The sequence below is a fragment of the Streptomyces sp. KMM 9044 genome (genome assembly GCF_024701375.2).
In the GTDB taxonomy this organism is placed as follows: domain Bacteria; phylum Actinomycetota; class Actinomycetes; order Streptomycetales; family Streptomycetaceae; genus Streptomyces.
In genome coordinates, this window is the sequence record NZ_CP113910.1 from 300785 (window position 1) to 325379 (window position 24595).

The window sequence follows — 24595 nt, forward strand, 5'->3', positions numbered from 1 at the left end:
ACCAGCACGCGGCGCCATCTCCTGACTTCCAGGAGTTCGCGAGCCCTCCTACTGGGACCATCTCCCTCGCGTTTCCGCAGGCAGGAAGGCCCTTTTGAACCCACTCCCCCACAAGGAGCCACTCACGCTTGCATATGGCGCCACAATGGCGCCATCATGGCATCATGGATCTCACCCCGTATGTCGACTCCATCCGCCGCGAACTCGCGGTGGCCGCCGAAGCCGGCGGCGACGAAGCGCGCGAGCTGGCCGAGAGGCTCACCGCTCCCCTGGAGTCGGCGACCCGGCTGACCCTGCTCAACGTGCTCTCCGCCGCGATGGACGAGATCACCCGCGAACTCGCCCCCGGCTCGGTCGACGTACGGCTGCGCGGACTCGACCCCGACTTCGTGGTGACACCGCCGCCCACCGACGGCGGCACCCCCGTGGAGCCGGCCGCGCACAGGGAACCGCTCAGGACCCCGGCTCCGGCCGACGGCGACGAGGGCGGCACCGCTCGCGTCAATCTCCGCCTGCCGGCCCACCTCAAGGCCCGCGCGGAGGAGGCCGCGACCCGGGAGGGCCTGTCGGTCAACGCGTGGCTGGTGCGCGCCGTGTCGGCCGCGGTCGACGGCGGCGCCCGGCCGCACACGACGGAGAAGACCCGGACCATCGGACAGAGCTTCACGGGCTGGGTGCGGTGACCGCGCCCCGTCGGCTCCACTCCACCGCAGCGCTTCACCCACACCACGCCCCACCGGCGAAGACGACCTGAAAACCCAGGAGGACGGGACAGCCATGCCTTCTTTCGACACTCCCGAACCGATCTCGGCCACGGCGCGCGTGGAGGCCGGTTCCATCCGGTTCACCGCGGGCGACCGCCTCGACACCGTCGTCGAGGTGCGGCCCCGCGACCCGAAGCGGGACCAGGACGTACGGACGGCCGCCCAGACCGAGACCACGTACGCGAGCGGCGTACTGACCGTCAGGACCCCCAAGCCCAACCTGCTCGGCCGTACCGGCACCGTCGACGTGACGGTCGAACTGCCCTCGGGCTCGCGCGTCGAGATGGCCGGCGCCTGGGCCCAGGTGCTCGGCGAGGGCCGGCTGGGCGAGGTCCGCGTGAAGGTCTCGTCCGGCGACGTCCGCCTCGACACCGCCGGCCCGCTGCAGCTGACCGCGTCGCACGGCTCGATCACCGTGGAGCGGGTCGAGGGCATGGCCGAGATCACCACCAGCTCCGGCAGCCTGCGCGTCGGTCTCCTCGACGGCCCCGCCGTCCTGAAGAACTCGCACGGCACCACGACCGTCGGCGCCGCGACCGGCGAATTGCGGGTGAGCGGCTCCAACGGTGACATCGAGATCCGGCGTGCCGAGGACTCGGTCACCGCCACCACCGCGCACGGCACCTTGCGCGTGGGCGAAGTGGCCAGTGGGACGATCCAGTTGGAGAACTCCTACGGCGCCATCGAGGTCGGCGTCCGCGAGGGCACGGCCGCCTGGCTGGACGTCAGCTCGGGCTCCGGCCAGGTACGCAACACACTCACCGCGTCCGAGTCCCCGCAGGAGACCGAGGACACTGTCAAGGTCCGCGCCCGCACCCGGCACGGCAACATCGACGTCCGCCGTGCCAAGGCCTGACCCCCACTCACAACCGGCTCCACCTCCCACCCGCTTCAGCCTTCGAACGGAGGACCTCATGCCTTCATCTGTCATGCCCATGCCTAATACCGGGCAAGGTGACGGTCGCCCGTCGCCGGTCGCCGTCTCCACGGTCGGTCTGCGCAAGTCGTACGGCGACAGGACCGTGCTCGACGGCATCGATCTGCGTATCCCGGCCGGGTCCGTGTTCGCGCTGCTCGGCCCGAACGGCGCCGGCAAGACCACCGCGGTGAAGATCCTCTCCACCCTCGTCACCGCAGACGCCGGCGAGCTGCGCGTCGGCGGCCACGACCTGGCCGCCGACCCGCAGGCCGTGCGCGCCGCGATCGGCGTCACCGGCCAGTTCTCCGCCGTCGACGGCCTGATCACCGGTGAGGAGAACATGCTCCTCATGGCGGACCTGCACCACCTCTCCCGCAGTGAGGGCCGCCGCACCGTCGCCGGACTCCTGGAGCGCTTCGACCTGGTGGAGGCCGCGAAGAAGCCCGCCTCCACCTACTCCGGCGGCATGAAGCGCCGCCTCGACATCGCCATGACCCTGGTCGGCAGCCCGCGGATCATCTTCCTCGACGAGCCGACCACCGGCCTCGACCCGCGCAGCCGCCACACCATGTGGGGCATCATCCGCGAACTCGTCTCCGACGGCGTCACCGTCTTCCTCACCACCCAGTACCTGGAGGAGGCCGACGAACTCGCCGACCGCATCGCGGTGCTGAACGACGGCAGGATCGCCGCCGAGGGCAGCGCCGACGAGCTGAAGCGCATCGTCCCCGGCGGGCACGTCCGGCTCCGCTTCACCGACCCGGAGGCGTACCGGTCGGCCGCCGTCGCCCTGCGCGAGGCCACACGGGACGACGAAGCGCTGTCCCTGCGGATCCCCAGCGGCGGCAGCCAGCGCGAGCTGCGCTCCGTCCTCGACCGGCTGGACTCGGCCGGCATCGAGGCGGACGAATTGACCGTGCACACCCCCGACCTCGACGACGTGTTCTTCGCCCTGACCGGCCCGGCCGACGTCACCGACCAGCCCAAGGAGAACGTCCGATGAGCGCCCTCTCCCTCGCCGTCCGCGACTCGAACACGATGCTGCGCCGCAACCTCCTGCACGCGTGGCGCTACCCGTCCACCACCCTGAACCTGCTGCTCACGCCGATCATGCTGCTGCTGCTCTTCGTCTACGTCTTCGGCGACGTGATGAGCGCGGGCATCGGTGGCGGCGGCGCCGACCGCTCCGAGTACATCGCCTACATCGTCCCGGGCATTCTGATGATGACCATCGGCAGCACCGCGATCGGGGCCGCGGTGTACATCTCCATGGACATGAACGAGGGCCTCATCGCCCGCTTCCGCACGATGGCGGTCTACCGCGGCTCCGTGATCGTCGGGCACGTCGCCGGCAGCGTGCTGCAGTGCGTCGCCAGCGTGGTCCTCGTCGGTGCCGTCGGCGTGGCCACCGGCTTCCGGTCCACCGACGCCACGGCCCTGGAGTGGCTGGCGGCATTCGGGCTGCTCGCGCTGTTCGCCCTGGCGCTCACCTGGATCGCGGTCGGCATGGGCATGGCCAGCCCGAACCCCGAGGCGGCCAGCAACAGCGCGATGCCGCTGATCCTCCTCCCTCTCATCTCCAGCGCCTTCATCCCGGCCGACACGATGCCGGGCTGGTTCCGGCCCATCGCCGAGTACCAGCCCTTCACCCCGGCCATCGAGACCCTGCGCGGACTGCTGCTCGGCACCGGGATCGGCCACAACGGCTGGATCGCGATCGCCTGGTGCGTCGGCCTGTCCGCCCTCGGCTACCGCTGGACGACGACGCTGTTCAACCGCGACCCGAAGTAACCGCCATGACAGCGCGGACCGCCTCCCGCAGTTCGTCCCGTTCCAGAGCGGCGTACTCCGACACCGCGCCGGCGTACGCCGCCCCGGCGGCGTTCCCGGTGCCCGCCCCGGCACGGACCTGGAACACGGCCCTCCTGCGTCTCTCCCAGAACCGCGGGAACGCTCCGGGCACAGCGCCCGTGCGTGAACGAGTGCCGGAGCCGACCGGCCCGGTCACCCGTCCGGACGGACCGGGCCGGGCCTGGGGACGGTGGCCGGGGCGGGAGGCACCGTGCTGCCCGTGGCCCCTGTGCGAGGGAGAGCCCACGGGCACACGCGCCCGGGGTTCAAGCGGGACGCTCCGCAGCGACAAGCGGCTTCGGCCGTCGCACGCGGAGCCGGTCACGTCGCAGCAAGGGCCGTTCGAGGAGGACGTACGAGGCAAGGGCCGCCGCGACCGTCACCGAGAAGCCCGCGGGGAGCAGCCAGCCGCCGTCCACCCCGAGGTCGAAGAGCAGCCGGATGACGGGGTAGTGCCACAGGTACATCCCGTAGCTGAGACTGCGTCCGGCCCAGGCCAGCGCGGAGAAGGACAGCAGACGGGAGGGCCACGACCGGGGGCACAGTTCCATGGCGGCCACCACGACGGCCGCCAGAACGGCGGCCGTCAGGAATCCGGCCGTGTACCACACGGGGTTCCACGCGCCCGCCTCGGTGATCGGGACCTGCCAGGCGATCAGCCCCAGCAGCGCGAGCGCGGGCCAGCACAGCCGCCCCGCCCATCGGCGCAACAGCGCCAGTCGGGGGTCCTCGGCGCGCAGCCGGGCCAGCACGAGGGCCAGCAGAGCCCCGACGAGGAGTTGGTCGAGGCGGGTGTCGGGGCCGTTGTAGATGCGGTGCGCCGCCGTCGGATCCCAGAGCACCGTCCGCCAGAGCATCGGCAGGACGCACAGCACCGCGACCCAGCCCAATACCGTCCGCGCCCCGGTGCGCCGTAGCAGCACCAGCAGCAGGAGCGGCCAGACCAGGTAGAACTGCTCCTCCACCCCCAGGGACCAGGTGTGGCCGAGCGGCGCGGTGAGGTCCGAGTACGGCCCGGACTCCCCGGCCCGGACGAGATTGACCACCGAGGCCGCGGCCAGCCCGGCCGCCATCCACGCCCCGTCGAACAACGGCAGCGGGAAGGCCACCGGCAGCAGAGCGGTGACCGCGCACACCACCAGCAGTGCCGGCCCCAGCCGCAGCCACCGCCGACGGTAGAAGGACCGCAGGCCGATGAGGCCGGTCCGCGTGTACTCGGCGACCAGCAGCCGGGTGATGACAAAGCCGCTGAGTGTGAAGAAGACGTCCACGGCCACCGCACCTCCGGGCACCGCGTCCGGCTCCACGTGGTAAACGATCACCAGTACCACCGCGACCGTCCGCAACCCGTCCAGCCCTGCCACCCGCCCGCCCCGCGGCGCCGACGGAAATCCCCGCTCCCCGTCCCTTCGCCGCTCCGCCTGCGAGAGGACGTGGGGTGGCGACGCTCGCGCGCCCGGGCTCTGCTCCGTGGCCTCGTCCGCCGTGCTCGGATGGGGAGTGCTCATAGAAGCGGCGTCTGCCCCGGCTCGGCAAAGACCACGCCTTTTTTCCACTTCTCCCACCCGATCGGCGCCGTCACTCCTCACCGCATGGAGTGGTTTCCGCCTCGGCCGGACGTGTACCGCAGGCCCGGCGTGAACGGCCGCGGCGGCCCGGGACGGTCCGGCGCCCCTCAAGCTCCCCCGTCTCCGGGGCAGCGGCCGGTCACACCGCAGTGGAACTCGGCGGAGAGGCGCCCTTCGCCCCCTTCACTCCCCCCTCTCGTCCGCCGGTGGCACCTGGTCGTCGGATCCGATGTGAACCGCTGCCTCCTCGGCACCTGCCGCCCCGCCGTCAATGCCCCGGTCATCAGCGACGAGTTCTCCGGTGGCGTCCGTTCGTGTGCCCTCGTCGGGCGCCACCAGGCGGCCGGCCCGGCCGGTGCCGACCTCCTGGTCGCCCGGTTGCCCCACGTCGTCGAGTGGTTCGCCGATGCCGTCCCCTGCCGTCTCCTCCACGTCGGGGACCTCCTGCCGTGTCTTCTCGTCGAGGGATTCGCCCTCGTACTGCTCGGACGCCGTAGTGCCGGTTTTGGTGACACCCAGCGGCCTTTCGGGCGGCGAGTAGCCCTCGTCCAGTATGTCGTCATACGTCCGCTCGTCCACAGCGTCCTGCAGATCCAGCGGGGACGCGTCCTCCTGTTCCTCATTGCCACCAGTGGGCTGATAGACGTCGTCCGCCATGTTCTCGTCGCTCATGTTCGCCTCCCGTCCGTGATCGGCTCACGCTTCCTGTCAGGGAGGAGGCGGGTACCCGGTTCACGGCCCTCTAGCCCCGTCCTCCGCAGGTCACCCATTCGGGAAGACCAACTGATCACAGCTGGTCAGCCACCGATCAGAGCAGCGGTCCGCGCAGCGGTCCGCGTTGCAGAACCCGCCGAAGCACGATCGCTTCAGGACCGTGATCAATCCCGGAGGCTGTGCAAAAGAGTGACCCGCGGAGGACGGATCTAGCGTGACCGCCCCCGTGAGCGACATGCCGTCGCGACCGACTGAGCACAATGTCCACTTATGGGTGATGTCGGGCGTGGTGCGCCGTCGGCAGGCCGCCGAGGACGCGCGGCGGGACGTGGCCGTCACCCGGCAGAGGACCTGGCTCTCTTCGGCTGTGCGGGCGGAAGCGTGGCGGCTTCGTCCCCCTGTGTGTTGGGTGAACAGCTGATGGATGCGCAATGGTCGCCGCGGTCGGGGACAGGGGCGCGTTCGGGGGGGTTGCTGCACGTGCCGCCGCACGGATGGGCGTCGACCCCGCCGCGTACGTGGTGGTCGAGGACAGCCGCCCGGGCGTTCTGGCAGCCCGGGCCGCCGGTATGCGCCGCCTCGGGTACGGGGGAGGCGTCACCCCCGCCGGCCGGCTGGCCGGGCCCGGGACCGCTGTGTTCCACGACCTGCGCGAGCTGCCCGCCCTGTTGACCGGGCGGGGCGCCGTCCTGACGGGGACTGATAAGACGGCAAAGGCTTCTCGAGCTGCCCGCGCCAGGGGCCCACCGGCCGGTGGCCCGCACAAGCGGCGCGGCTGATGCGCCGCTCAGGCCCTGCGGAAATCGAGTCGGTTCAGAAAGACGAGTTGGGCCCGCTTCCCGGGGAGCTCGATCTCCGGTCCTTTCACAAAACCGGCCCGCAGAAAGCGTGCGATCGCCCGGTCGTTACGGGCGTCCGGCTCCGCAACGATCCTCGTGCGGCTCCGATCCTCCAGCAGGTGGGTGAGGAAGGAGCCGAGCAGGGCGCCGGTGAAGCCCGGCGTGACCGGGCCGGCGGGCGGACCGATCAGTACGTGGATGCCGAAGTCTCCGGGCTGGACCTCGTAGCACTCGGCGACCGGGTCGTGTTCGGGCTCGTAGGTCTGGAACAGCGCGACCGGCCGGTCGTTCAGATGGACGAGGTAGGCATGATGAGTGGCCAGGGAGTCCACGTACTCGTAGATTTCCCGGACCCGCTCCCGGTCGGTGCCGAGCATGCCCCAGTATCGGGCGCGCTCCTGGGTGACCCAGGAGTGAAGGACGTCGACGTCCGCGCGCGGATCGACAACGCGCATACGGACGGTGCCGAAACCGTCGATCACCTCCTGATGGGCAGTTGTATCGCGTCGTGGGGAGGCTGTTTCACCATGGTGAGCGTGCGTCATTCGCCTGCAATTCTCTCGGCCGACAGCCCGGACCGGGGGCCGTGGTGATCTCGCGGAAGGTGGTCACAAAGGAACGGAAGTGCCTACTTCGAATACATGTAGGGTACCTACGGAATGCCGCCGGGAGAGGCAGGGAGAGAGAAGGGGACGCTGCCGTGACCATCAGGGAGATCCGGGTCGACGGAACGACGCGCGTGGCTGACGGCCCGTCAACGTTGCTTCAGGAGATGCTGTTCACGTCGATGTCGGCGAACCCCGGCGAGAACCGGGCCTTCAACGTGGAGAACGTCCACACCATCCGGGGCCCCTTGGACGTGGCGGCCTTAGCAAGAGCCGTGGACCTCGTCGTCGAGCGCCACGAATCCCTGCGTAGCGTCTTCGTCCCCGGCCCCGGAGGAGTCCGGCTCCGGACGCTGCCCGCCCCCACCGGTGCGCTGATCCAGTACGGCCGAACCGGAGCCGGTAGCCCGTCACCGGCCGAGGTGGACACCGCCGTCCGCGCCGACGCCGAGCACCTCTTCGACCTCGCCCACGAACGGCCCAGCCGATTCACGCTGCACCGCATCGACGAGGACGAGCACGTCCTGGTCGTCGTCGTGCACCACCTCGTCCTGGACGGTTGGTCCATGGGCGTTCTGCTGGACGACCTCGCGACGGCGTACGAAGCAGTCCGCGTGGGCCGGTCGCCCTTCCACGGCCGACTTCCCTGCCGGCTGACCGACTTCGCCCGGCATCAGCGAGCTCTGATCGCGTCCGCCGACGTCGTGCCGCTCCTCGACTTCTGGGCCCGGCAGTTGGCCGGCCTCCAGGACGGCTCCACCGTCCCTTACGACCGCCCCGCGCGTCCCTACCAGACCTTCGCCGGTGACCGGCTCGACTTCGAGCTGCCCGCCGCGCTCGCCGGCGGAGTCCGTGACGTGGCGCGCACCGAACGGGTCACCGTCACCGCCGTCGCCCTGCTCGCCTACCAGATACTGCTGCGCGAGTACACCGGTCAGGAAGACGTCGTCGTCGGGGTCCCGACGGCGAACCGGTCCCGCCCGGGGACCCAGGACTGTGTGGGGCTCTTGATGAACACCCACTGCGTCCGGATGGGGCTGCCCGACCGCGCGCCGTTGCGCGACCTGCTGCACTCGAGCGCGCGGACCCTCACTGCCGCACTGCGGCACCAGGAAGTGCCGCTCGTCACCGTGTACGAGGACCTGATCGCGCGGTACGGCGCGGACAACCTGCCGCCCTACCTCTTCCGAACGCTGTTCATCTGCCACACCCACCGGGTTGGTCCGCTGACGCTCGAGGGAACCGTCTGTGAGCGGAGGCCCTTCTCCCAACATGCCAGCAAGGCCGACATCACACTCAATGTCTGGCCCGACGACTCCGGCATCCGCTGCCAGATCGAGTACAACACCGACCTGTACGACGCAGCAACGATCCACCAGGTGGCCGACCGTTACCAGGCCCTCATGTCGCGGATCGTCAACGACCTCGTCTGGTAGCCGTCGTTCTTCGCCCGAGTGAGTATCCGCCCGCTCTCAGCAACCCGTACCGCTTCTGTGTCACCTCGTCCCGCCTCGCACGGCGGCAACGCACCGTGCCGCCCCCCCACCGCGCCCTACCAGCGCCGTCCGTCCACCGACCGAGGAATCACGATGCCCACGACCAGTGGCCCCCCGCCCCCCACCCTCCGGCCCGACCCCGCCGAGCAGGCGGTGACCGCACTACTGACCGCCCTCGGCGTGGGCCTGAGCGGTGCGTCCCTCGCCGACACCCCGCGCCGCGTCGCCGCCGCCTACCGCGAGCTCCTGGAGCCACACGAGTTCACGGCGACGGCCTTCCCCAACGACGGCGGCTGCGACGAACTCGTCCTCGTCCGGGCCATCCCTTTCAATTCGCTGTGCGAGCACCACCTGCTGCCGTTCTTCGGCGTGGCCCGTGCGGGCCACGTCCCCGGCAAACGCGTGCTCGGTCTGTCCAAGCCGGCACGCGTGGTCCAGGCGTCGGCACGCGGTCTCCAGATCCAGGAGCGCATGACCACCCGCATCGCCGACTGGCTGACCGCCGAGCTCGAGCCGCTGGGTGCGGGCGCGGTGATCGAGGCCCAGCACACCTGTGTGTCGATACGGGGCATCAAAGCGATCGGCTCATGGACCACGACGTCCGCCCTGCGGGGCGTCCTGCGCGAGGATCAGCAGCGCCGCGAGGAGTTCATGCGCCGTACGGAGAACACGGGCGACAGCGGAACGGGCTGGTGATGACCTTCCGGCAGCCCGTCCCGGCACCGGAGCGGGTCGACCTGCTCGGCCTTTGCCTCGGTGCCGCACCCGCCCAGGACGCTCCCGCCGCAGACGCGCCCGCCCTCCGCGATACCCTCGGCCACACCCTCTCCCACCGGCAGCTGGCCGCCGCGGTCACGAGACGTGCCCAGGAACTGAGAACCGCCGGGGCCGGACCGGGCCGGCTGGTACGCGTGGACGCGGAACGCACCACCGCGGCGATCGTGGACGTCCTCGCCGTTCTCGCCGCCGGAGCGGCCTTCGCCGCCCTTCCGCCCGGCGCGCAGCCCAGCCCGGGCGTCACCGAAGCCCTGGCCGGCCGGCGTGACCTGCCGGCCGGCGCCGCGTACGTGATGACCACCTCCGGCAGCACCGGTGTCCCCAAAGAAACCGTCGTGACCCGCGAGGGCCTGCGGCACGTCTTCGGCGCCCTGCGCGACGCGCCGCAACTCGGCTTCCCCAAGGACCTGGTCTGGGCACAGTTCCACCCGCTCTCGTTCGGCTACTCGATGTGCGAGATACTCGGCGCCCTCGCCTTCGGCGGCGAGATCGCCCTCGTGGAGCGTGAGGCACCGCTCACCTGCGACGGACTGCGCGCGCTCATGGGACCGGTACGGGCCGAGGGCCGCAGGACGGTGCTCTGCCTCACCCCGTCCGAACTGTCCCTGCTCACCGCGCGGCTGCTCGAAGCGAACATGGCCGCGCCGGAGTTCGTGCTGCTGAGCGGCGAGCCCGCGCACCGGGGACAGCTCACCGAGTTCCTGGCCCTGCCGGGCGGTGACGACAGCGTCGTCGTCAACACCTACGCGGCCACCGAGACGGCCGGGCAGATCACCGCAGACCGGGTCACCACCGCCTCCGTGTCCAGCATCATAGCCGGATACGTGGGCCACCCCCTCCCTGGTACGACAGTCACCCTGCTCACGGCCGACGGCACACCCGTCCCCCCGCGCGACCACGGAACCACCGGCGAGGTCCATGTCCAGGGCCCCGGCGTTGCCGCCGGTTACCTCGACCCGGGACAGACAGCGGCCCGCTTCGTCCCCGCCGGCCCACTCGGCGAAACCGCCTTCCGCACCGGTGACCTGGGCCGTTGGGCCGAGGACGGCGGCCTGCGGATCGTGGGCCGGGGTGGAAGGCGCCTCAAGGTCGCGGGCCGCTGGGTGTCGCTGGACGCCGTCGAACACGCCCTCCTCACCGGGGGGTGCGTCCGCGAAGCCTTCGCCGCGGCTGCGGAGATCCGCCTCGACGGGCCGGCCCCGCAGGAATGCCTCCAGGTCGTGGCCGTTCCCCGGGACCGCTCCGGGGTGACGGCGAAACGGATCCGCGGCCAGGTCGCCGCCGCCCTCGGCACGCCCCTCACCGTCCGCCTGGTGCTCGTCGACGCGCTGCCGCGTACGCCCCATGGCAAGGCCGACACCCGGGCACCGGCCATTCCCCCGGCCAGTGTGGCGGCCGTCGGCGGTCCGGCGAACCTGGTGCGGGCGGTGTGGGAGGAGATCCTCGGCGCCGGAATCCCGTACACCACCAACCTCTTCGAGGCGGGAGTGGACTCCCTCGGTGTCGTCACGGCCGCCGCCCGGCTCACCCGCGTGCTGGGCCGCCCCGTCACCGCGGCCTTCCTGCTCGACCACCCCCGCCTGGACCTCCAGATCGCTGCGCTGGCCACGAGCACCAGCCCCCCGGGGGCCGCCCCGGCGGCCCGTGGCGCGGCGGCCCGGCGGCCCGGGCTCGCCGAGCAGCGCACGCGCCGACGGGCCGCACGAGGCGTCACCCCCACTTCTGAAGAGCCGTCCACCCACCCCACCCTCGGATCTCAGGAAGAGGAGTCAACGAGTTGAACGGCAAAGGTACAGCCGTCCTCGGTTACGCGTGTCGCGTGCCGGGCGGACGCGACGTGGCGGACCTGTGGAGCATCGTGGCCGATGGCCGTGACTGCGTCACCCGGGCCTCCACCAACGTCGGCGCCACCACCGGGGGCCGCGTCCACGCCTATGGCGTACTGGACGACATCGGCCTGTTCGACGCTGGTTTCTTCGGATACTCCCCGCGGGAGGCAGCCGAGATCGACCCACAGCAGCGACTGCTGCTGGAGTGTGCCGTGGAAGCCCTGGAGACAGCCGGTGTCCGCGCGGACGGACTCGGCCACGACATCGGTGTCTACGCCGCCACAGGACTGAGCGGCTACCTGCTCGCCACCCACAACGGGCAGGCGGCGGCCGACGACAGCCTCTCCACCCTCATGGGCTCTGACGGCCACTACGCCGCCACCCGCATCGCGTACAAGCTCGGGCTGACCGGCCCGGCCATGTCTGTCGGCTCCGCGTGTTCTTCCTCCCTGCTCGCCATCCACACCGCCGCGCAGGCCATCGCCGCCGGCGAATGCGATCTGGCTCTGGCCGGCGGCATGGACGTCGAGTTTCCGCAGCCCGTCAGCTACCTCCACCAAGAGGGCGGCATCATGGCGCAGGACGGCGTCTGCCGCCCCTTCGACGCCGCCGCGAGCGGCACCGTCTTCGGCTCGGGCGGCGGCCTGGTCCTCCTCGCCGATCCCGATGTCGCCGAAGAACGCGGCTGGCCCGTCCGCGCGGTCCTGATGGGCTCCGCCGTCAACAACGACGGCTCGGAGAAAGCCTCGTTCACCGCCCCGCGCGCTTCCCGTCAGGCAAAGGCCATCGCCCAGGCCATGGAGATCGCCGAGGTCGAACCTGCCCAGGTCAGGTACGTGGAGTGCCACGGCACGGGCACCCAGCTGGGTGACCGCAGTGAACTCTCCGCGCTGGCGGACGCGTTCGGCGACACCCCGCTGCCGCCACTCGGTTCCGCCAAAGCCAACTTCGGACACCTGCGAGTCGGCGCCGGCGTCGTCGGATTCATCAAAGCCTGTGAGGTCGTTGCGCACGGCGTGATCCCTCCGCTCGCCAACCTCGACCGGCCCATGGACGCACTCCGCCCCGATGACGCCCCGCTGCCGCGTCAGGCCCGCGCGCTGGATCTGCCCGCCGCCGAGCGGTTCGCGGGCGTCAGCTCCTTCGGCTTCGGCGGCACCAACGTACACGCGGTCGTCCGCGGTCACGAGGACACCCGGCCGGCCACCGCCGTCTCCGAGGGGCCCCATGTGCTGCGGGTCTCCGCCGCCGACCCCGACTCCTGCCTGGCCACCGCCGGCGCCCTAGCCGGTGTGCTGCGCTCCGCGCAGGCCCCCCTCGCGGCCGACGTCGCGCGCACTCTGCGCGACGGCCGTGACGACCACGCCTACCGCCTCGCCACCGTCGGGGACGACCCCGCCACGCTGGCCGCCGGACTGGAAGGAGCCGGTGAGCACACCGTCGAGGGGTGGCACCGGCCGGGCGCCGAGACCCTGCTGATGCTGCCCGGTCAGGGCAGCGACCTGCTGCCCACCGCTCGCGCGCTGTACGGCTGGGAGGCCGTGTTCACCACGGCCCTCGAACGCCTCTGGGACACGGCACGATCGATCGAGCCGACGCTGGCCCCCCTGGAGGCCGCGCTGAGCGCGACCCCGGCAGAGACCGGCGGTCCCGGCCTGCCCACCGATCACGCCCTGCACACAGCCGTCCTGCTGGCCCTGGCGGAACAACTCGCCGCTCGTGGTGTGCTCGCCGACCGGACCGTCGGGTATTCGCTGGGCGAGTACGCCGCCGCTGCTGTCGCCGGCGTCATCACCGGCGAAGACGCTCTCCGCCTCGTCGTCGCACGCGCCCGCGTCCTGCGGGACGCTTCCCCCGGCGCCATGATCGCCGTACGACTGCCCGCCGACGGTGTCGCTGCCGTCCTCCCCGAGGACCTGGCCTCCCCCGCCGTCACCCTGAGCGCGGACCGCACCGCCGTGTCCCTCGCCGCCGACGCCCTTCCGCAGGTCACGGCCCTGCTCACCGAAGCCGGCGTCCCGCACCGGGTGCTCGGTCCGGCGCTGCCCTATCACTCCTCCCTGCTGGCCGGGGCCGCTGCGGCATTCGCGCCGGTCGCCGATGCCGTCCCCGTCCGACCGGGGTCGGCCCGCCTCGTGACCACCGCCGTCGGACGCACCGGCCTGTCAGCCGGATACTGGTCCGCCCACCTCTCCGGGCCCCTCGACCTGACGCCGGCCGCCGAGGCGGTCGCCGAGGCCACCACCGGCCGGGGCTGCGTCATCGTCGATCTCAGCCCCGACGGGTTCCTCGCCCGCGCAGTGGAGGACCCGGCCGCCGGCGCCGCCGTGCGCCCTCTCCGCGCAGACAAGGATCCGCGCGTCGCGTGGTTGCACGGCCTCGCCGCACTCTGGGTCGCAGGCGTCCCCGCCGACACCGCGCCGGCGGGCCGCCCCGACGGCGCCCGGACGATCGAGCTGCCCGCCCGCGTGTTCTCCCGCGAGCAGCACCTGAAAGAGCCCTCGTCGCCTGCCGGTACCGACGGCCTCTCCCAGGCCGGGGGCACCGTCCGCCGCGAGAAGTCTCTGGACCGCTGGGCCTACTACCCGAGCTGGCGGTTTCGCCGCCGGGGGCCGGGCGTGCACGACGCCGTCGGCGAACGCTGGCTGGTCCTGGCGGAGAACGACGGCGAGAGCGCACGGGTCGTCGAAACCCTGCGAGCCCGGGGTGTCGACTGCATCCACCTGGTTCCGGACGAGGCCGGCGCCGGCCGGAACGGCGACGGCGTCTTCGTACGTCCGGGCGACGAGGAGTCCGTGAAGACGGCCATCCGCGGCCTCGGCCTGGACCACCGTCCCGTGGACCGGGTCGTGCACCTGTGGTGCACCGGCCCGGTCACCGACGGTGAGACGCTGGACGGCCGGCTGGCCGTCCTGAACACCGAGTACGACCGCGGCTTCTACACCCTTCTGTACGCCGTTCAGGAGATCGGCCTGCTCCAGGGATCGCGCCACGTGCGCATGGACATCGCCGCCCGCGGCATGCACCCCGTCAGCACGGACGCCGCCGGCATCGTGCCGGACCGGGCCCTGCTCGCCGGCCCCGGCCTGGTCGTCCCGCAGGACTTCCCGGCGATGTCGGCCCGGACCCTCGACATCACCGGACTCCCGGCGGACGGCTGGTCCGCGGAGCTCGTGGCGGAGCTTCTCGGCACGTCCACCGACACCACCGTCGCGCTCACCTCCGGCTCGCGTTGGGTGCGTTGCTACGAGCGGGACGAGCTGCCTCCCGTCCCCGAGGGCCGGCTCCCCCTCCGTCTGCGCGAGAACGGCGTCTATCTCATCACCGGTGGCCTCGGTGGCATCGGCATGACCCTCGCGGAATACCTGGTTCGCGCGTGCCGGGCCCGACTGGTTCTCACCGGCATGGAGTCCGTCCCGGACTCCTCGCTGTGGGAGGACGGCAACAGCGACCCCCTGGACAGCGACGACGAAGCCCTGATCGAGCGGGTGGCCCGTATCCGCAAACTGGTCGCCCTCGGCGGTGAGATCTTCGCCGCTCGTTGCGACGCCGCCGACCGCGAACAGACCGCCGGACTCTTCGCGACCGTCGAGAAGCGGTTCGGCCGCCTCGACGGTGTCGTGCACGCCGCGGGCGTCTTCGAGACCCAGCGGGCCTTCCGCGGTCTCGACGACACCGGACGTGAGGACTGCGTCCGCCGCCTGCGCCCGAAGGTCGAGGGCACTCTCGTGCTCGCCGAGTTCCTGCGCGGCCGGAAGCTGGACTTCGTCCTCATGCAGTCCTCCCTCTCCTCGCACCTCGGCGGCCTCGGCTTCTACGCCTACACCGCGGGCAACGCCTTCATGGACGCCTTCGCCGAACGCCACCGCGACGCCGACATCCCCTGGATGACGGTCAACTGGGACGGCTGGATCTTCCGCGAGCGCGACGACGACACCCTGCACCAGTCCGTGGTGTCGCCCTCCTTCGCCTCACCGGACTTCGGTGTCGTCGCCGAGATCGCCATCCGCCCCAGCGAGGGCCAGGACTTCTACAGCCGGCTGATGAACATGACCGAGCCACACCAAGTCCTCATCTCCACAGCCGACTTCGAGCGCCGCATCGACCAGTGGGTGCGCGCAGCCGCCGAGCGGCAAGCACCGGCCGCCGCCACCGATGAGACCGCCGCCACCGCCGGCACCGACATCGAGACCGGCATCGCGGAGATCTGGACAGACGTTCTCGGCGTCGGTGACCTCACTGGCAGCAGCGACTTCTTCGCCCTCGGCGGGGACTCCCTGCTCGGCGTCACCGTCGCACACCGGCTGAGCCTGCGCTTCGACGTCGTCCTGTCGGTGATCACCATGTTCGACAACCCCACCATTGCCCAGACCGCCGCGGAGATCCGCCGCCTGCGCGGTCGTGCGGCCGCCGGAGGAGCCAAGTGAGCGCCCACGCCCACGACGAGACCGCGACGTCGGTCGCCCGCGCCGCCGCGCCTGGCGGGCACCCGGCCGCCGCGTTCACCGTGACCAAGCTCTTCGACGACCTCCCCTGCTGCCACCGTTCGTGGGCGCACGACGGCAAGTGCCGCTTCCTGCACGGCTACGAGCGGTCCTTCGAGATCGAGTTCGCCTGCGCCGAACTCGACCCGACCACCGGGTTCGTCGTCGACTTCAGTGCCCTCAAGAATGTCAGGGACCTGCTGAACCGACAGTTCGACCACACCACCCTGGTCGCCGGGAACGATCCCGAACGGCCTCTCTTCGAGGAGCTCGCCGCCCGCGGCGTCATCGACCTGCGGATCATGGAGCACACCGGAATGGAGGGAGCCGCCGCCTGGGTCATGGACGAGGCCGGACGCCTGATCCACGAGGCCACCAGCGGGCGGGTATGGATCCGCCGTGTCGAGGCCCGCGAGTGCCGCAAGAACTCCGTCACCCTCAGCGCCGTCCCGGGAGACTCTCCGCGGTGAGCGCTTTCACCCCGCGCACGGACGCGGCCCGCGCGGCCGCGTCCGTGCGGGCCGTGCTCCCCGGTGCCCGTAGCGCCGGGGAGCGCCTCCTCCTGCTGCCCGGACTGGGCCAGACCCCGGCGCACTGGGGGCCGTTCGCACGCTGGCTGACCGGACGGGGCCTGACTCTGCTCGCCGCCGAACCAGCCGCCCTCGCCGCGGGCAGCACCGCGCCCCGGGGCTCGTACGCCCGTGTGCGGGAGATGGCGGGCGCGCTGGCGGCGGCCTGTCGTGAGCACGGCGTCGCGGGCGTCCTGGGGCATTCGGCGGGTGCCCCGGCCGCTCTCCTCACCGCCTCCCTGGCCGGTTTCGCCACCGTCACCCTGATCGAGCCGGTGCCGGCGCACTTCGGGCTCCGCGCGGCGACCCCGGACCCGGTCCTTCGTCGCCACGGCCCCGGTGGCCCGGAGACCTCCCATCTCGTCGCCCTGCCCGACGAGGAACCGGGTGACTCCCTGCGGCGGCTCCACCCGCTCGCCGCCGAGACCACCCTGCGGGCCATCACCGCGGCCCTCAGGGCCCAGAGGCCGGCCCCGGCGCCCCCGCCTCCGCTCCCGGCGACGAAGCACTCTCGTCTCACCGACCGGGCGGAACAAACCGCGGCAGCTCTCGCCTCCCACCATGGCCAGGTGCTCGTCCTGCGCGGGGCTCACTCCGCCCTTCTCACCCGGGCGGACGCCGAGACGCTCACCGCCCGCGCGGCCAACGGAACCCTGCGTGTGGTCGAACGAGCCGGGCACTCACCGCACATCGACGCCCCCCGGGCAACCGTCGCCGCCCTGCTGGAAGGCCGGTCGTGACGGCCGTGACCGCCAGGACCTCGGCCCTCCGCAGCCGTGACTTCCGGCTGCTGCTCGCCGGGCAGAGCCTGTCCATGGTCACGTACGGGGCCTACCTGGCCGTACTGTCGTGGTACGCCTACCGGCTCACCGGCTCTCCGAGTGCCTCCGGCCTCGTCCTGGGCGCCGCCGCCGTGTCGGAGGTGACCACCCTGCTCCTCGGCGGCGCGCTCGCCGACCGCTGGGACCGCCGCTCGATGATGATCCTGGCCGACACCGGCCGCCTGGTGTCCGTGCTGGCACTCGCGGTCCTCACCGCCGCCGGGCACACCGACCTGGCCGTACTGACCGTGTGCGCGTCACTCGTCAGCCTCTTCGACGGCCTCTTCTACCCCGCTTTCGGCGGGATGGTCCCGGCCACGGTGCCCGCCGAGCTGATCGGCTCCGCCAACGCCGCGCTCGGCTTCGTTCGCTCCGTCAGCGCCGTCGCCGGACCGGCCCTGGGCGGGGCCGTGTACGCATCGGCGGGGATGGCGGCCGTACTCGGCCTGACCGCTGCCGCCTTCCTCGTCGCCCTCGGCACCGCCATGGCGCTCCGGTCCCCACCGCGCACGCTCCCGCCCGCTCCGTCCCGCCCGCTGCGGGACATCGCCGAGGGTGCCCGGTACGTCGTATCCGTACCGCTGCTCGTCTCCATACCCGTCGCCGCGGTGGCGCTGCTGCTCTCCGAGGGCCCGACGCAGACACTGCTGCCACGCCTGGTCGAGGAGCACTTCGCGGGAGGCGCCGGCACCCTCTCCCTGCTCACCACCGCCTACGGTGCGGGGGCCGCCGCCGGAGCACTGCTCTACGCGCGCCTCATGCCCGTACGACGGCGAGCCGTGATCGTGTACGTGTCGTGGACCACGGCCCATGTCCTGTGCGCCGTCATGGCCCTGACGACGTGGCTGCCCGGTGCGGTCGCGCTCGCCGCCGTGCGCGGACTGTGCGGCGGATTCGGGTTCGCCGTCTGGGAGACGCTGCTGATGCACGTCGTCGCACCCGACAAGCTCTCCCGGGTCTACTCGGTGAACCTCTTCGGCACCAAAGCACTCATGCCGATCGGGTTCGCGATCGGCGGCTGGCTGGGCGCCCACGCACCCGCCGCCACGGTGATCGCCTGCGGCCAGCTCGCCGGTGCGGCGCTGATGGGCTCGCTGCTCCTCGTCCGTCGGATCCGCACGGTCCACTGAACGCGCACCTTTCACGAAAGGCACCACGATGAAGATCGTCATCCTCGGCACGGGGCCGGTCTGCCAGGTCCTCGCCCCGGCCTTCCTCGCCCTCGGCCACCAGGTCGTCGTCGGCACGCGCGACCCCGGGGCCACCATGGAGGTCAACCTCGGCTTCCGCCGCCTCACCGCCCGCCACCCCGCTCTGGAACTCGCCGGCTTCCGGGACGCCGTCGCCGCGGCAGACCGGGCCGGCCTGGTCGTCAACGCGATCTCCGGGCCGGCCTGCCTCGACGCCCTCGCCCCGCTCGCCGGCAGCCTGGCCGGACACGTGGTCGTGGACGTGTCCAGCCCGTACGACTGGTCAGGGGAGGACGCCGTCCTCGACCCGGTCAACACAGACAGTCTCGGCGAGGCGATCCAGCGCGCCCTGCCCGGCGCGTTCGTGGTCAAGACCCTCAACACCCTGGCAGCCGAGGTGATGCCCGACCCGGACGTGGCAGGGCAGGACCACACGGTGTTCGTGAGCGGCGACGACTCCGCGGCCAAGGCCCGGGTGGGTGACCTGCTGCAGTCGCTGGGCTGGCGGGACGTCCTCGATCTCGGGGGCATCCGCACGGCCCGCGCCACCGAGATGATGCTGCGGATGTGGATCGACACCTCCCAGGCACTGGGCACCCATCTCTTCGGGTTCAAGATCGTCCGCTGACGTCGCCGGCCGCGTACCGGTCGGTGACTCAGTGTCCGGCGCCCCGCCCGGACGCCCGCCTCGCGGGCGGGACTCCTCGGTGAGCACGGCCCAGTCGGTGACGACCGGCAGCGGTTCGCCCCGCAGCCACAGCGGAAACTGGTGGGGGGGGAGGAGGCGGAGCTGTCCGGGGCGCCGAGCGGTGTGGTGCACGCGCTGCCGGACACTTCCGGGCGCGAGTGAACCCTCCTGCCCGAGCCCCGGCCAAGATCCGGGCCGTTCCCGGACCAGCGGCCCTTCCCGATATCCCCCACTGGTACCCCAGCTCTGGCCAGCAACTCCGGGGCGTTTCCGGGCCGAGGCCCCGCCAAGTCGCCCTCCGCGTCGCCCATCGGCGCCTTCCACCGCTGCATGGACTCCCCGATCAGCCGGTTCGCGTGGTTCCGCGCTTCGGCCGGGAACTTGACGTGGTAGCGGAAGGAGACCTGGGTGCTTTGTCCGGCCCGGCGCGCTCGACGTGTCGGGACGGGTGAATCGTGGTTCTGGATCACTTTCAGTGCAGGAACCACGGAGGGTCACCACCACCGCGATCACGAACGGCCCCGTGCTGTGAGAGGACCCGTTTGCGGAGCAGGTCGGAGTTGGCGCGGCCGAACATCCGCCGCTTGATCGTCCTGATCTTGTTGTCGTGGACTTCGACGGCGCCGGAGCTGTAGCGGAGGGTCTGTCAAACGAGTGGTGTGTCCAGGGTGGTTGGGGTTACTGGCGGGCTGAGGGGAAGCGGCCGTCGAAGGTGATGGCGAAGGCGTTCGAGGCGGTCTTCCAGCACATGGCCCAACGGGCCCGGGCCCTTGCCGGTGGATCCCGGCGACGTGATGGCCATGCAGACGCGCCCCAAGGCCGCGGTCTCGTTCGGGAAGTGGCCGCGGGCCTTGACCGCCCGCCGGATCCCGGACGTGACCGACTCGCCCTCGGTCACGTCGTCGCTGGTCATCGATGCATCCTCCTTGATCAGGAGTTGTACCGATCGTCTTACAGCCCCTCGGCAGAGCGGGCTACGGCGCAGTGAAAACGATCTCGGATTTCCTTTCCTGCCTGTCTCTTTCCCTCTTGCCTCTCGTACGTTTCCGGCCAATAATTTGAGCCGTTGCCGTCGGTCCGGCGATATCCAGGCAGCTGGATTCCGGATAGCGCACGGGCCCGCGCGCTTCCGCCGGGGTCTTCTCCTCCGGCGGGGTGCGCGGCGTACGGCGCGTCGGCGGCGGGGTCGCGTTCGCCATCGGGAAGGCTGCGTATGCCGTCGGCGACGGGCGTGGCGGTCGTGTCCGGCGGTCGTGGCGGGGCGTCGTGGCGCGTGGTGCGGCCGGGGCCGGTCGGCAGCGTCCCGTCCCGCCCCTCACACAGTTCAGATGCCGTCCCCCGCACGGAGCGGAGAATTCCGGCTCATGTCCGGCGTGGTCGGCGACGATCCACAAAGGGCTCCACCCGCCCGGAAGATTCATTCGGCGCCGCGAATGCCAAAGCGAAGCGGAAACCCCGGGCGCCGTGCCGTCACCGCCCGAATTCACCATCCTGGCACGGTGATCGCGGATGGCGGGCACGGCAAGAACCACTCGCCCCGATGCCGATGCGCAGGGGCCCAGGCGCGCCCCACACCACTCGTGTGAAATCGAACCAGCCCTCGCCCAAGCGTCCTTGTCCTCCGCATCGGCTCCTGGTTAAGCTCCCGAGTGTTTCAATTCCTGCACCTTTTCTACGCATCTTTGTCGACTGTGGCGCTATTTCGCATGCGCCTTCGAGTGTGACGGCGGAAACGGAGAGGGCTCTGCATGGGATCTTCTGTTCCCGAAACAGGGGCCTCGCGCGTCCAGGCCGTTTCGACCCCGCCGGTCCTGATCAAGGACACCGAGCCCTCCAAGGACACCGACCCCGCCACCCGCGACGTCCGGCTCTTCTGGTGCGCGAACGCTGCCGACGCCCTGGGCAGCCAGGCGTCCGGGGTCGTCCTGCCGCTGCTGCTCCTCGGGCTCGGCTACTCGCCGGCGGTGGTGGGGCTGGTAGCGGGGGTGTCCACGGCGACCGGGCTGGTGCTCGGCCCGCTCGTCGCCGTACCCGCCGACCGTGGCGCGCGTAAGCGGGTGATGTTCTGGTCGGCGGTGGTCTCGGCGCTCGCAATGGGCTCCGTGGCCGTGGCCCTGGCCGTCGCGGAAGGGCGGCCGTCACTGGTCCATCTACTCGCCGCCGTACTCGTGGAGCGTACCGCCACCTCCTGCTACGAGGCTGCGGCCCGCGGCACGGTGGCCCTGATCTCCACGCCCGGGAACCTCCCGCGCGTGGTGGCCGGGCTGGAGGCGGGTGACCGGGGCGCCCTGGTCGCGGGCCCCGCTCTGGGCGGCATGCTGTACCAGGTCTCGCGCACGCTGCCCTTCGTGCTGGACGCCGTCTCGTACGCCGTCACGGCCGTGTGCGTCCGGGCCATGCGCTCGAACCTGCGGGCCGACCGGACCGACAGCGCGGACGCGGTGGACATGACGAACCGGGTGGACGGGGCGGACCGGGCCGACGGCGCGCCGGAGTCGGCCGGGAGCGCGGCCCAGGACGGTCCCGTGCCGCGGCACGTGCCCCAACCCTCGCCTCGCTCCGCACGCGGCACCTGGTCCGCTCTGGCCGCCGAGGCGAGCGCCGGAGTCCGGCTCGTCCGGGCGACGCCCCTGCTGCGGCTGGTACTTGTGTGGACCACCACCGTCAACGGCGTACTGGCCGCGCTGTACTACGACGCCGTCTTCACCTTGCAGGAGAGCGGCCACGGCGGCACGTCCATGGGGCTGGTCCTGGCTCTGTCCGGCGCCGCCGGACTCGCCGGTTCGCTCGCCGCGCCCCGGCTGATGCGCGGACTCAGCCCCGTGCGGGCGGTTGTGACGGTGTCCTGGCTCATGATCCCGCTCGCCGCCGCGCTCGCGACGGCCGGGGGACCGTGGGCGTACGGGGCGCTGTTCGGCGGGTTCTGCCTGATCATGCCGCTGGCCACCGTGATCCTCCAGGCCCGGGCCATCCAACGGACGCCGCCCGAACTCCAGGCCCGCGCGGGATCCGTGCTCGCCACCGCCGCCGGCGGGGCCGCCGCTGTGGCGCCCGCGCTCGCCGGGTTCCTGACGGCTCACGCGGGGGCTGCCGTACCCGCGCTCGCCTCCGCCGGAGTGCTGGTCCTGCTCGCTCTGCACACGACCCTCGGCGCGGGACGCATGCTGGCGCCGGGCGTACCGCCGAAGGGCACACCGGCGGGAGACGTTCCGGCGAGGGGGCGAAGCGTGTGACCGGCTCCCGCTACCAGGTCTACCTCGCCGCCCTGCCCGAGGTCTGCGCCGCCGATCCGGCGCTGATGGCGTTCACCGCGGACGCGAAAGGCCGGTGCGAGGTGTTCGCCTGGGACGCCGGGACCGGGCGCGCCCGTCAGGTCACCGACCGGCCGCGGGGCACGCTGCACGGAACGATCGACCGGGACGCGAACGTGTGGTGGTTCGACGAGGACGCGTACGGCGAGGGGCACTGGCTGTTCCAGCCCTTCCACGGCGGTCCCGACCTCCCCGGGCTGACCGGGGTGCCCCCGGGCACCCCGCGCGGTCTGGCCGTGAGCGACGACGGGATCGTCGCCATGGGGCTGGGGGACGGCCGGACGACCACCGTCCACCTGGGCCGGCGTGGCGCTTCCGCACGCGAGGTGACGCGCGTCGACCAGCACGCCACGCTGTCCGGGATCACCTCCGCGGCCGGTCTGCTGGCGATCAGCGGACCCGCCGGTTCCGCGCACGCCGTGACCGTCCTGGCCGCGGACGGCACACCGCGCGCCGTACTCTCCGGCTCCGGGGAACACGGCAGACTCTGGTCGCTCGGCTTCGCACCCACCGCCGAACGCGACGAACTGCTGCTGGTGCGCGAGGACGACGACCGCTATCTGCTGGCCAGTTGGCGGGCGGAGACCGGGATCCGTACGTACCCGTGGTGCACGTTCGACAGTGAGATCACCGCCCGCTGGTACCCGGACGAGGACGAGGGGCGCACCGTCCTGATCCGCGAGGACCGTCACGGCCGCAGCACCCTGCACCGGGCCCGCCTGGACACCGGCGCCCTCACGCGCGTGCCGACACCGCCCGGCAGTCTGCTGGCCGCGGCGCCGCGAGCCGGCGGCGATGTGCACTACCTGTGGACGGACACGGCCCACCCTCCGCGTATGTACTCCACGGCCGGTACCGCGCTGCCGGCCCTCGGCACCGTGCCGGGTCGCGTACCGGGCGACCACCGCGACCTGTGGACGCCGACCCCGGACGGCCCCGTGCACACATGGCTCAGCCTTCCCGAGGGCCACGACCTGCCACAGGGTCCCGGACTCCCGCGGCGCGAAGCCTCCGAGGGCCGGGCAGCCAGGGGGCGGGGCGCGCCGCCGCCCGTCGTCTTCCTCGTACACGGCGGTCCCGCCGACCACGACCGTGACGCCTACGACGGTGTCGTGCACTCGCTCGTGGCCTCGGGCTTCGCCGTCGCACGCGTCAACTACCGCGGCTCCACCGGCTACGGCCCCCGCTGGCGCCGTGCCTTCGGCGCGGGCGTGGGACTCACGCAGGTCCAGGACCTGGTGGCGGTGCGCGCCGACCTGATCGGGCGCGGGCTGGTGCGCCCGGACGCCGTCGGGCTGTGGGGCACCTCGTGGGGCGGCTACCTCGCGCTGCTGGCCCTCGGCACCCGCCCCGGGCTGTGGCAGGCGGGGGTCGCCGTCAAGCCCGTCGCCGACGGCGTCGCCGCCTACCGCACCACCACGTCCGCGCTGCGCACCCTGGACGAGCGCCTGTACGGAGGCACACCCGACGACGTGCCCGAGGCGTACGCCCGCAGCTCGCCGATCCGGTACGCCTCGCGCGTGCGGGCACCGCTGCTGGTCGTGGCCGCCGCCCGGGACGCCAAGTGCCCGCCCGGCCAGGTGCGCGGCTACCTCGCCGCGCTGCGCGCCGCCGGAGCCCGCCACGAGTCGATGTGGCTCGACAGCGGGCACGACGGCTACGAGGGCGGCGACCACGTCGCCGTACTGCGCCGCGCCGTGGTCTTCCTCGACCGCGAGCTGCGCGGCACGCACCGCACCCCCACGACGTCCCCCGCCGACCGGAGGGGGGATCCCGGCCGCGTCCGTACCGCGGCGGCGGCCGGGACAGGTACCGCCGAACACACCGAGAGGAGAACCGCCCATGCAGAAGGACATCATCCACAACGACCCGCTTGAGGGTGACGAGGAGAACCGGAAGCCGAGCGTCGGCGTCACGGTCACCATCCCGTTCCGCAACGCGGAAGACGCGGAAGAGGACTGATCCTCGCCGGCCGGCCCGGCGGCCACCGATGCCGGGCCGGCCGGTCGGCCCGTCACCACAGGGGCGTCTGCCGCAACGGGGGTGTCCGTCCCAACGGGGTCGGGTGCGTCCCGCCACGGCCGCGGCCGGTTGCCCGAAAAGCCCCGCCTCGCGCCTCCCTTTTCCGCCGTCTTCCTCCGTTCCCCGTCCTCCGGCCGTCCCACGTGGA

General features: G+C 72.0%; 19 protein-coding genes and 1 pseudogene. 15 read left to right on the plus strand and 5 right to left on the minus strand.

What is annotated here, in order from left to right:
* The first annotated feature begins 164 nt into the window (after positions 1-164).
* The 4 genes from HUV60_RS01445 to HUV60_RS01460 all read left to right on the plus strand — a co-directional run bounded on the left by HUV60_RS01445 (position 165) and on the right by HUV60_RS01460 (position 3474).
* Entirely contained in the window at positions 165-683 is a 519-nt protein-coding gene (locus HUV60_RS01445) for a type II toxin-antitoxin system HicB family antitoxin (protein WP_257852789.1), read from the plus strand.
* A gap of 94 nt (positions 684-777) precedes the next feature.
* On the plus strand, positions 778-1620 hold the full coding sequence (locus tag HUV60_RS01450; RefSeq protein WP_257852787.1) for a DUF4097 family beta strand repeat-containing protein: 843 nt from the start codon (positions 778-780) through the stop codon (positions 1618-1620).
* Positions 1621-1678: 58 nt separating this feature from the next.
* Positions 1679-2686 carry an ATP-binding cassette domain-containing protein gene (locus HUV60_RS01455; RefSeq protein WP_443047200.1) on the plus strand — a complete coding sequence of 336 codons (1008 nt, stop codon included), beginning with the start codon at positions 1679-1681 and terminating at the stop codon, positions 2684-2686.
* Positions 2683-3474, plus strand: coding sequence for an ABC transporter permease (locus tag HUV60_RS01460; RefSeq protein ID WP_257852780.1), 792 nt, complete (start codon positions 2683-2685; stop codon positions 3472-3474). The genes HUV60_RS01455 and HUV60_RS01460 overlap by 4 nt, the downstream gene beginning before the upstream one ends.
* Here HUV60_RS01460 and HUV60_RS01465 read toward each other — a convergent pair.
* The 3 genes from HUV60_RS01465 to HUV60_RS01475 all read right to left on the minus strand — a co-directional run bounded on the left by HUV60_RS01465 (position 3455) and on the right by HUV60_RS01475 (position 5774).
* Entirely contained in the window at positions 3455-3601 is a 147-nt protein-coding gene (locus HUV60_RS01465) for a hypothetical protein (protein ID WP_257852779.1), read from the minus strand. The genes HUV60_RS01460 and HUV60_RS01465 overlap by 20 nt on opposite strands.
* 199 nt (positions 3602-3800) lie before the next feature.
* Positions 3801-5042, minus strand: a complete 1242-nt coding sequence (locus HUV60_RS01470; RefSeq protein WP_269441102.1) for an acyltransferase family protein — start codon at positions 5040-5042, stop codon at positions 3801-3803.
* A gap of 243 nt (positions 5043-5285) precedes the next feature.
* Positions 5286-5774 (minus strand): DUF5709 domain-containing protein, encoded by a 489-nt coding sequence (locus tag HUV60_RS01475; protein ID WP_257852777.1) that lies wholly within the window; start codon positions 5772-5774, stop codon positions 5286-5288.
* Positions 5775-6247: 473 nt separating this feature from the next.
* Here HUV60_RS01475 and HUV60_RS33740 point away from each other — a divergent pair, with 473 nt between their 5' ends.
* Positions 6248-6595, plus strand: a complete 348-nt coding sequence (locus tag HUV60_RS33740) for an HAD hydrolase-like protein (protein ID WP_443047201.1) — start codon at positions 6248-6250, stop codon at positions 6593-6595.
* 8 nt (positions 6596-6603) lie between these two features.
* Here HUV60_RS33740 and HUV60_RS01485 read toward each other — a convergent pair whose 3' ends face one another.
* Positions 6604-7137, minus strand: coding sequence for a GNAT family N-acetyltransferase (locus HUV60_RS01485; protein WP_257852775.1), 534 nt, complete (start codon positions 7135-7137; stop codon positions 6604-6606).
* Positions 7138-7355: 218 nt separating this feature from the next.
* Between HUV60_RS01485 and HUV60_RS01490 the strand changes: the two genes are divergently transcribed.
* The 8 genes from HUV60_RS01490 (at position 7356) to HUV60_RS01525 (ending at position 19054) form a co-directional block, all read left to right on the plus strand.
* A complete protein-coding gene (locus HUV60_RS01490) occupies positions 7356-8696 on the plus strand; it encodes a condensation domain-containing protein (protein WP_257852774.1) in 1341 nt (446 codons plus the stop codon).
* A 153-nt stretch (positions 8697-8849) separates the two neighbouring features.
* Complete coding sequence (gene folE / locus HUV60_RS01495; RefSeq protein ID WP_257852773.1) at positions 8850-9452, plus strand: GTP cyclohydrolase I; 603 nt, start codon at positions 8850-8852, stop codon at positions 9450-9452.
* Positions 9452-11314, plus strand: a complete 1863-nt coding sequence (locus tag HUV60_RS01500) for a non-ribosomal peptide synthetase (protein WP_257852772.1) — start codon at positions 9452-9454, stop codon at positions 11312-11314. Before folE ends, HUV60_RS01500 begins: the two co-directional genes overlap by 1 nt.
* Positions 11311-15789, plus strand: a complete 4479-nt coding sequence (locus tag HUV60_RS01505) for a type I polyketide synthase (protein ID WP_257852771.1) — start codon at positions 11311-11313, stop codon at positions 15787-15789. The genes HUV60_RS01500 and HUV60_RS01505 overlap by 4 nt, the downstream gene beginning before the upstream one ends.
* The gene (locus HUV60_RS01510) at positions 15786-16316 is read left to right on the plus strand and encodes a 6-pyruvoyl trahydropterin synthase family protein (protein ID WP_257852770.1); all 531 of its coding nucleotides are present in this window, start codon (positions 15786-15788) and stop codon (positions 16314-16316) included. The genes HUV60_RS01505 and HUV60_RS01510 overlap by 4 nt, the downstream gene beginning before the upstream one ends.
* The gene (locus tag HUV60_RS01515; RefSeq protein ID WP_257852769.1) at positions 16313-17155 is read left to right on the plus strand and encodes an alpha/beta fold hydrolase; all 843 of its coding nucleotides are present in this window, start codon (positions 16313-16315) and stop codon (positions 17153-17155) included. The genes HUV60_RS01510 and HUV60_RS01515 overlap by 4 nt, the downstream gene beginning before the upstream one ends.
* The gene (locus tag HUV60_RS01520; protein ID WP_257852768.1) at positions 17152-18366 is read left to right on the plus strand and encodes an MFS transporter; all 1215 of its coding nucleotides are present in this window, start codon (positions 17152-17154) and stop codon (positions 18364-18366) included. Before HUV60_RS01515 ends, HUV60_RS01520 begins: the two co-directional genes overlap by 4 nt.
* Positions 18367-18394: 28 nt before the next feature.
* Positions 18395-19054 (plus strand): NADPH-dependent F420 reductase, encoded by a 660-nt coding sequence (locus HUV60_RS01525; RefSeq protein ID WP_257852767.1) that lies wholly within the window; start codon positions 18395-18397, stop codon positions 19052-19054.
* A 738-nt stretch (positions 19055-19792) separates the two neighbouring features.
* On the opposite strand, the pseudogene HUV60_RS01530 reads toward HUV60_RS01525, so the two are convergent.
* Positions 19793-20000: pseudogene (locus HUV60_RS01530) on the minus strand (IS256 family transposase); the annotation flags it as partial.
* Positions 20001-20862: 862 nt separating this feature from the next.
* Here HUV60_RS01530 and HUV60_RS01535 point away from each other — a divergent pair.
* Together HUV60_RS01535 and HUV60_RS01540 are read left to right on the plus strand one after the other, a co-directional pair.
* Complete coding sequence (locus HUV60_RS01535; protein ID WP_257852766.1) at positions 20863-22347, plus strand: MFS transporter; 1485 nt, start codon at positions 20863-20865, stop codon at positions 22345-22347.
* Entirely contained in the window at positions 22344-24302 is a 1959-nt protein-coding gene (locus tag HUV60_RS01540) for an alpha/beta hydrolase family protein (RefSeq protein ID WP_257852765.1), read from the plus strand. The genes HUV60_RS01535 and HUV60_RS01540 overlap by 4 nt, the downstream gene beginning before the upstream one ends.
* The last annotated feature ends 293 nt before the right edge of the window (positions 24303-24595 follow it).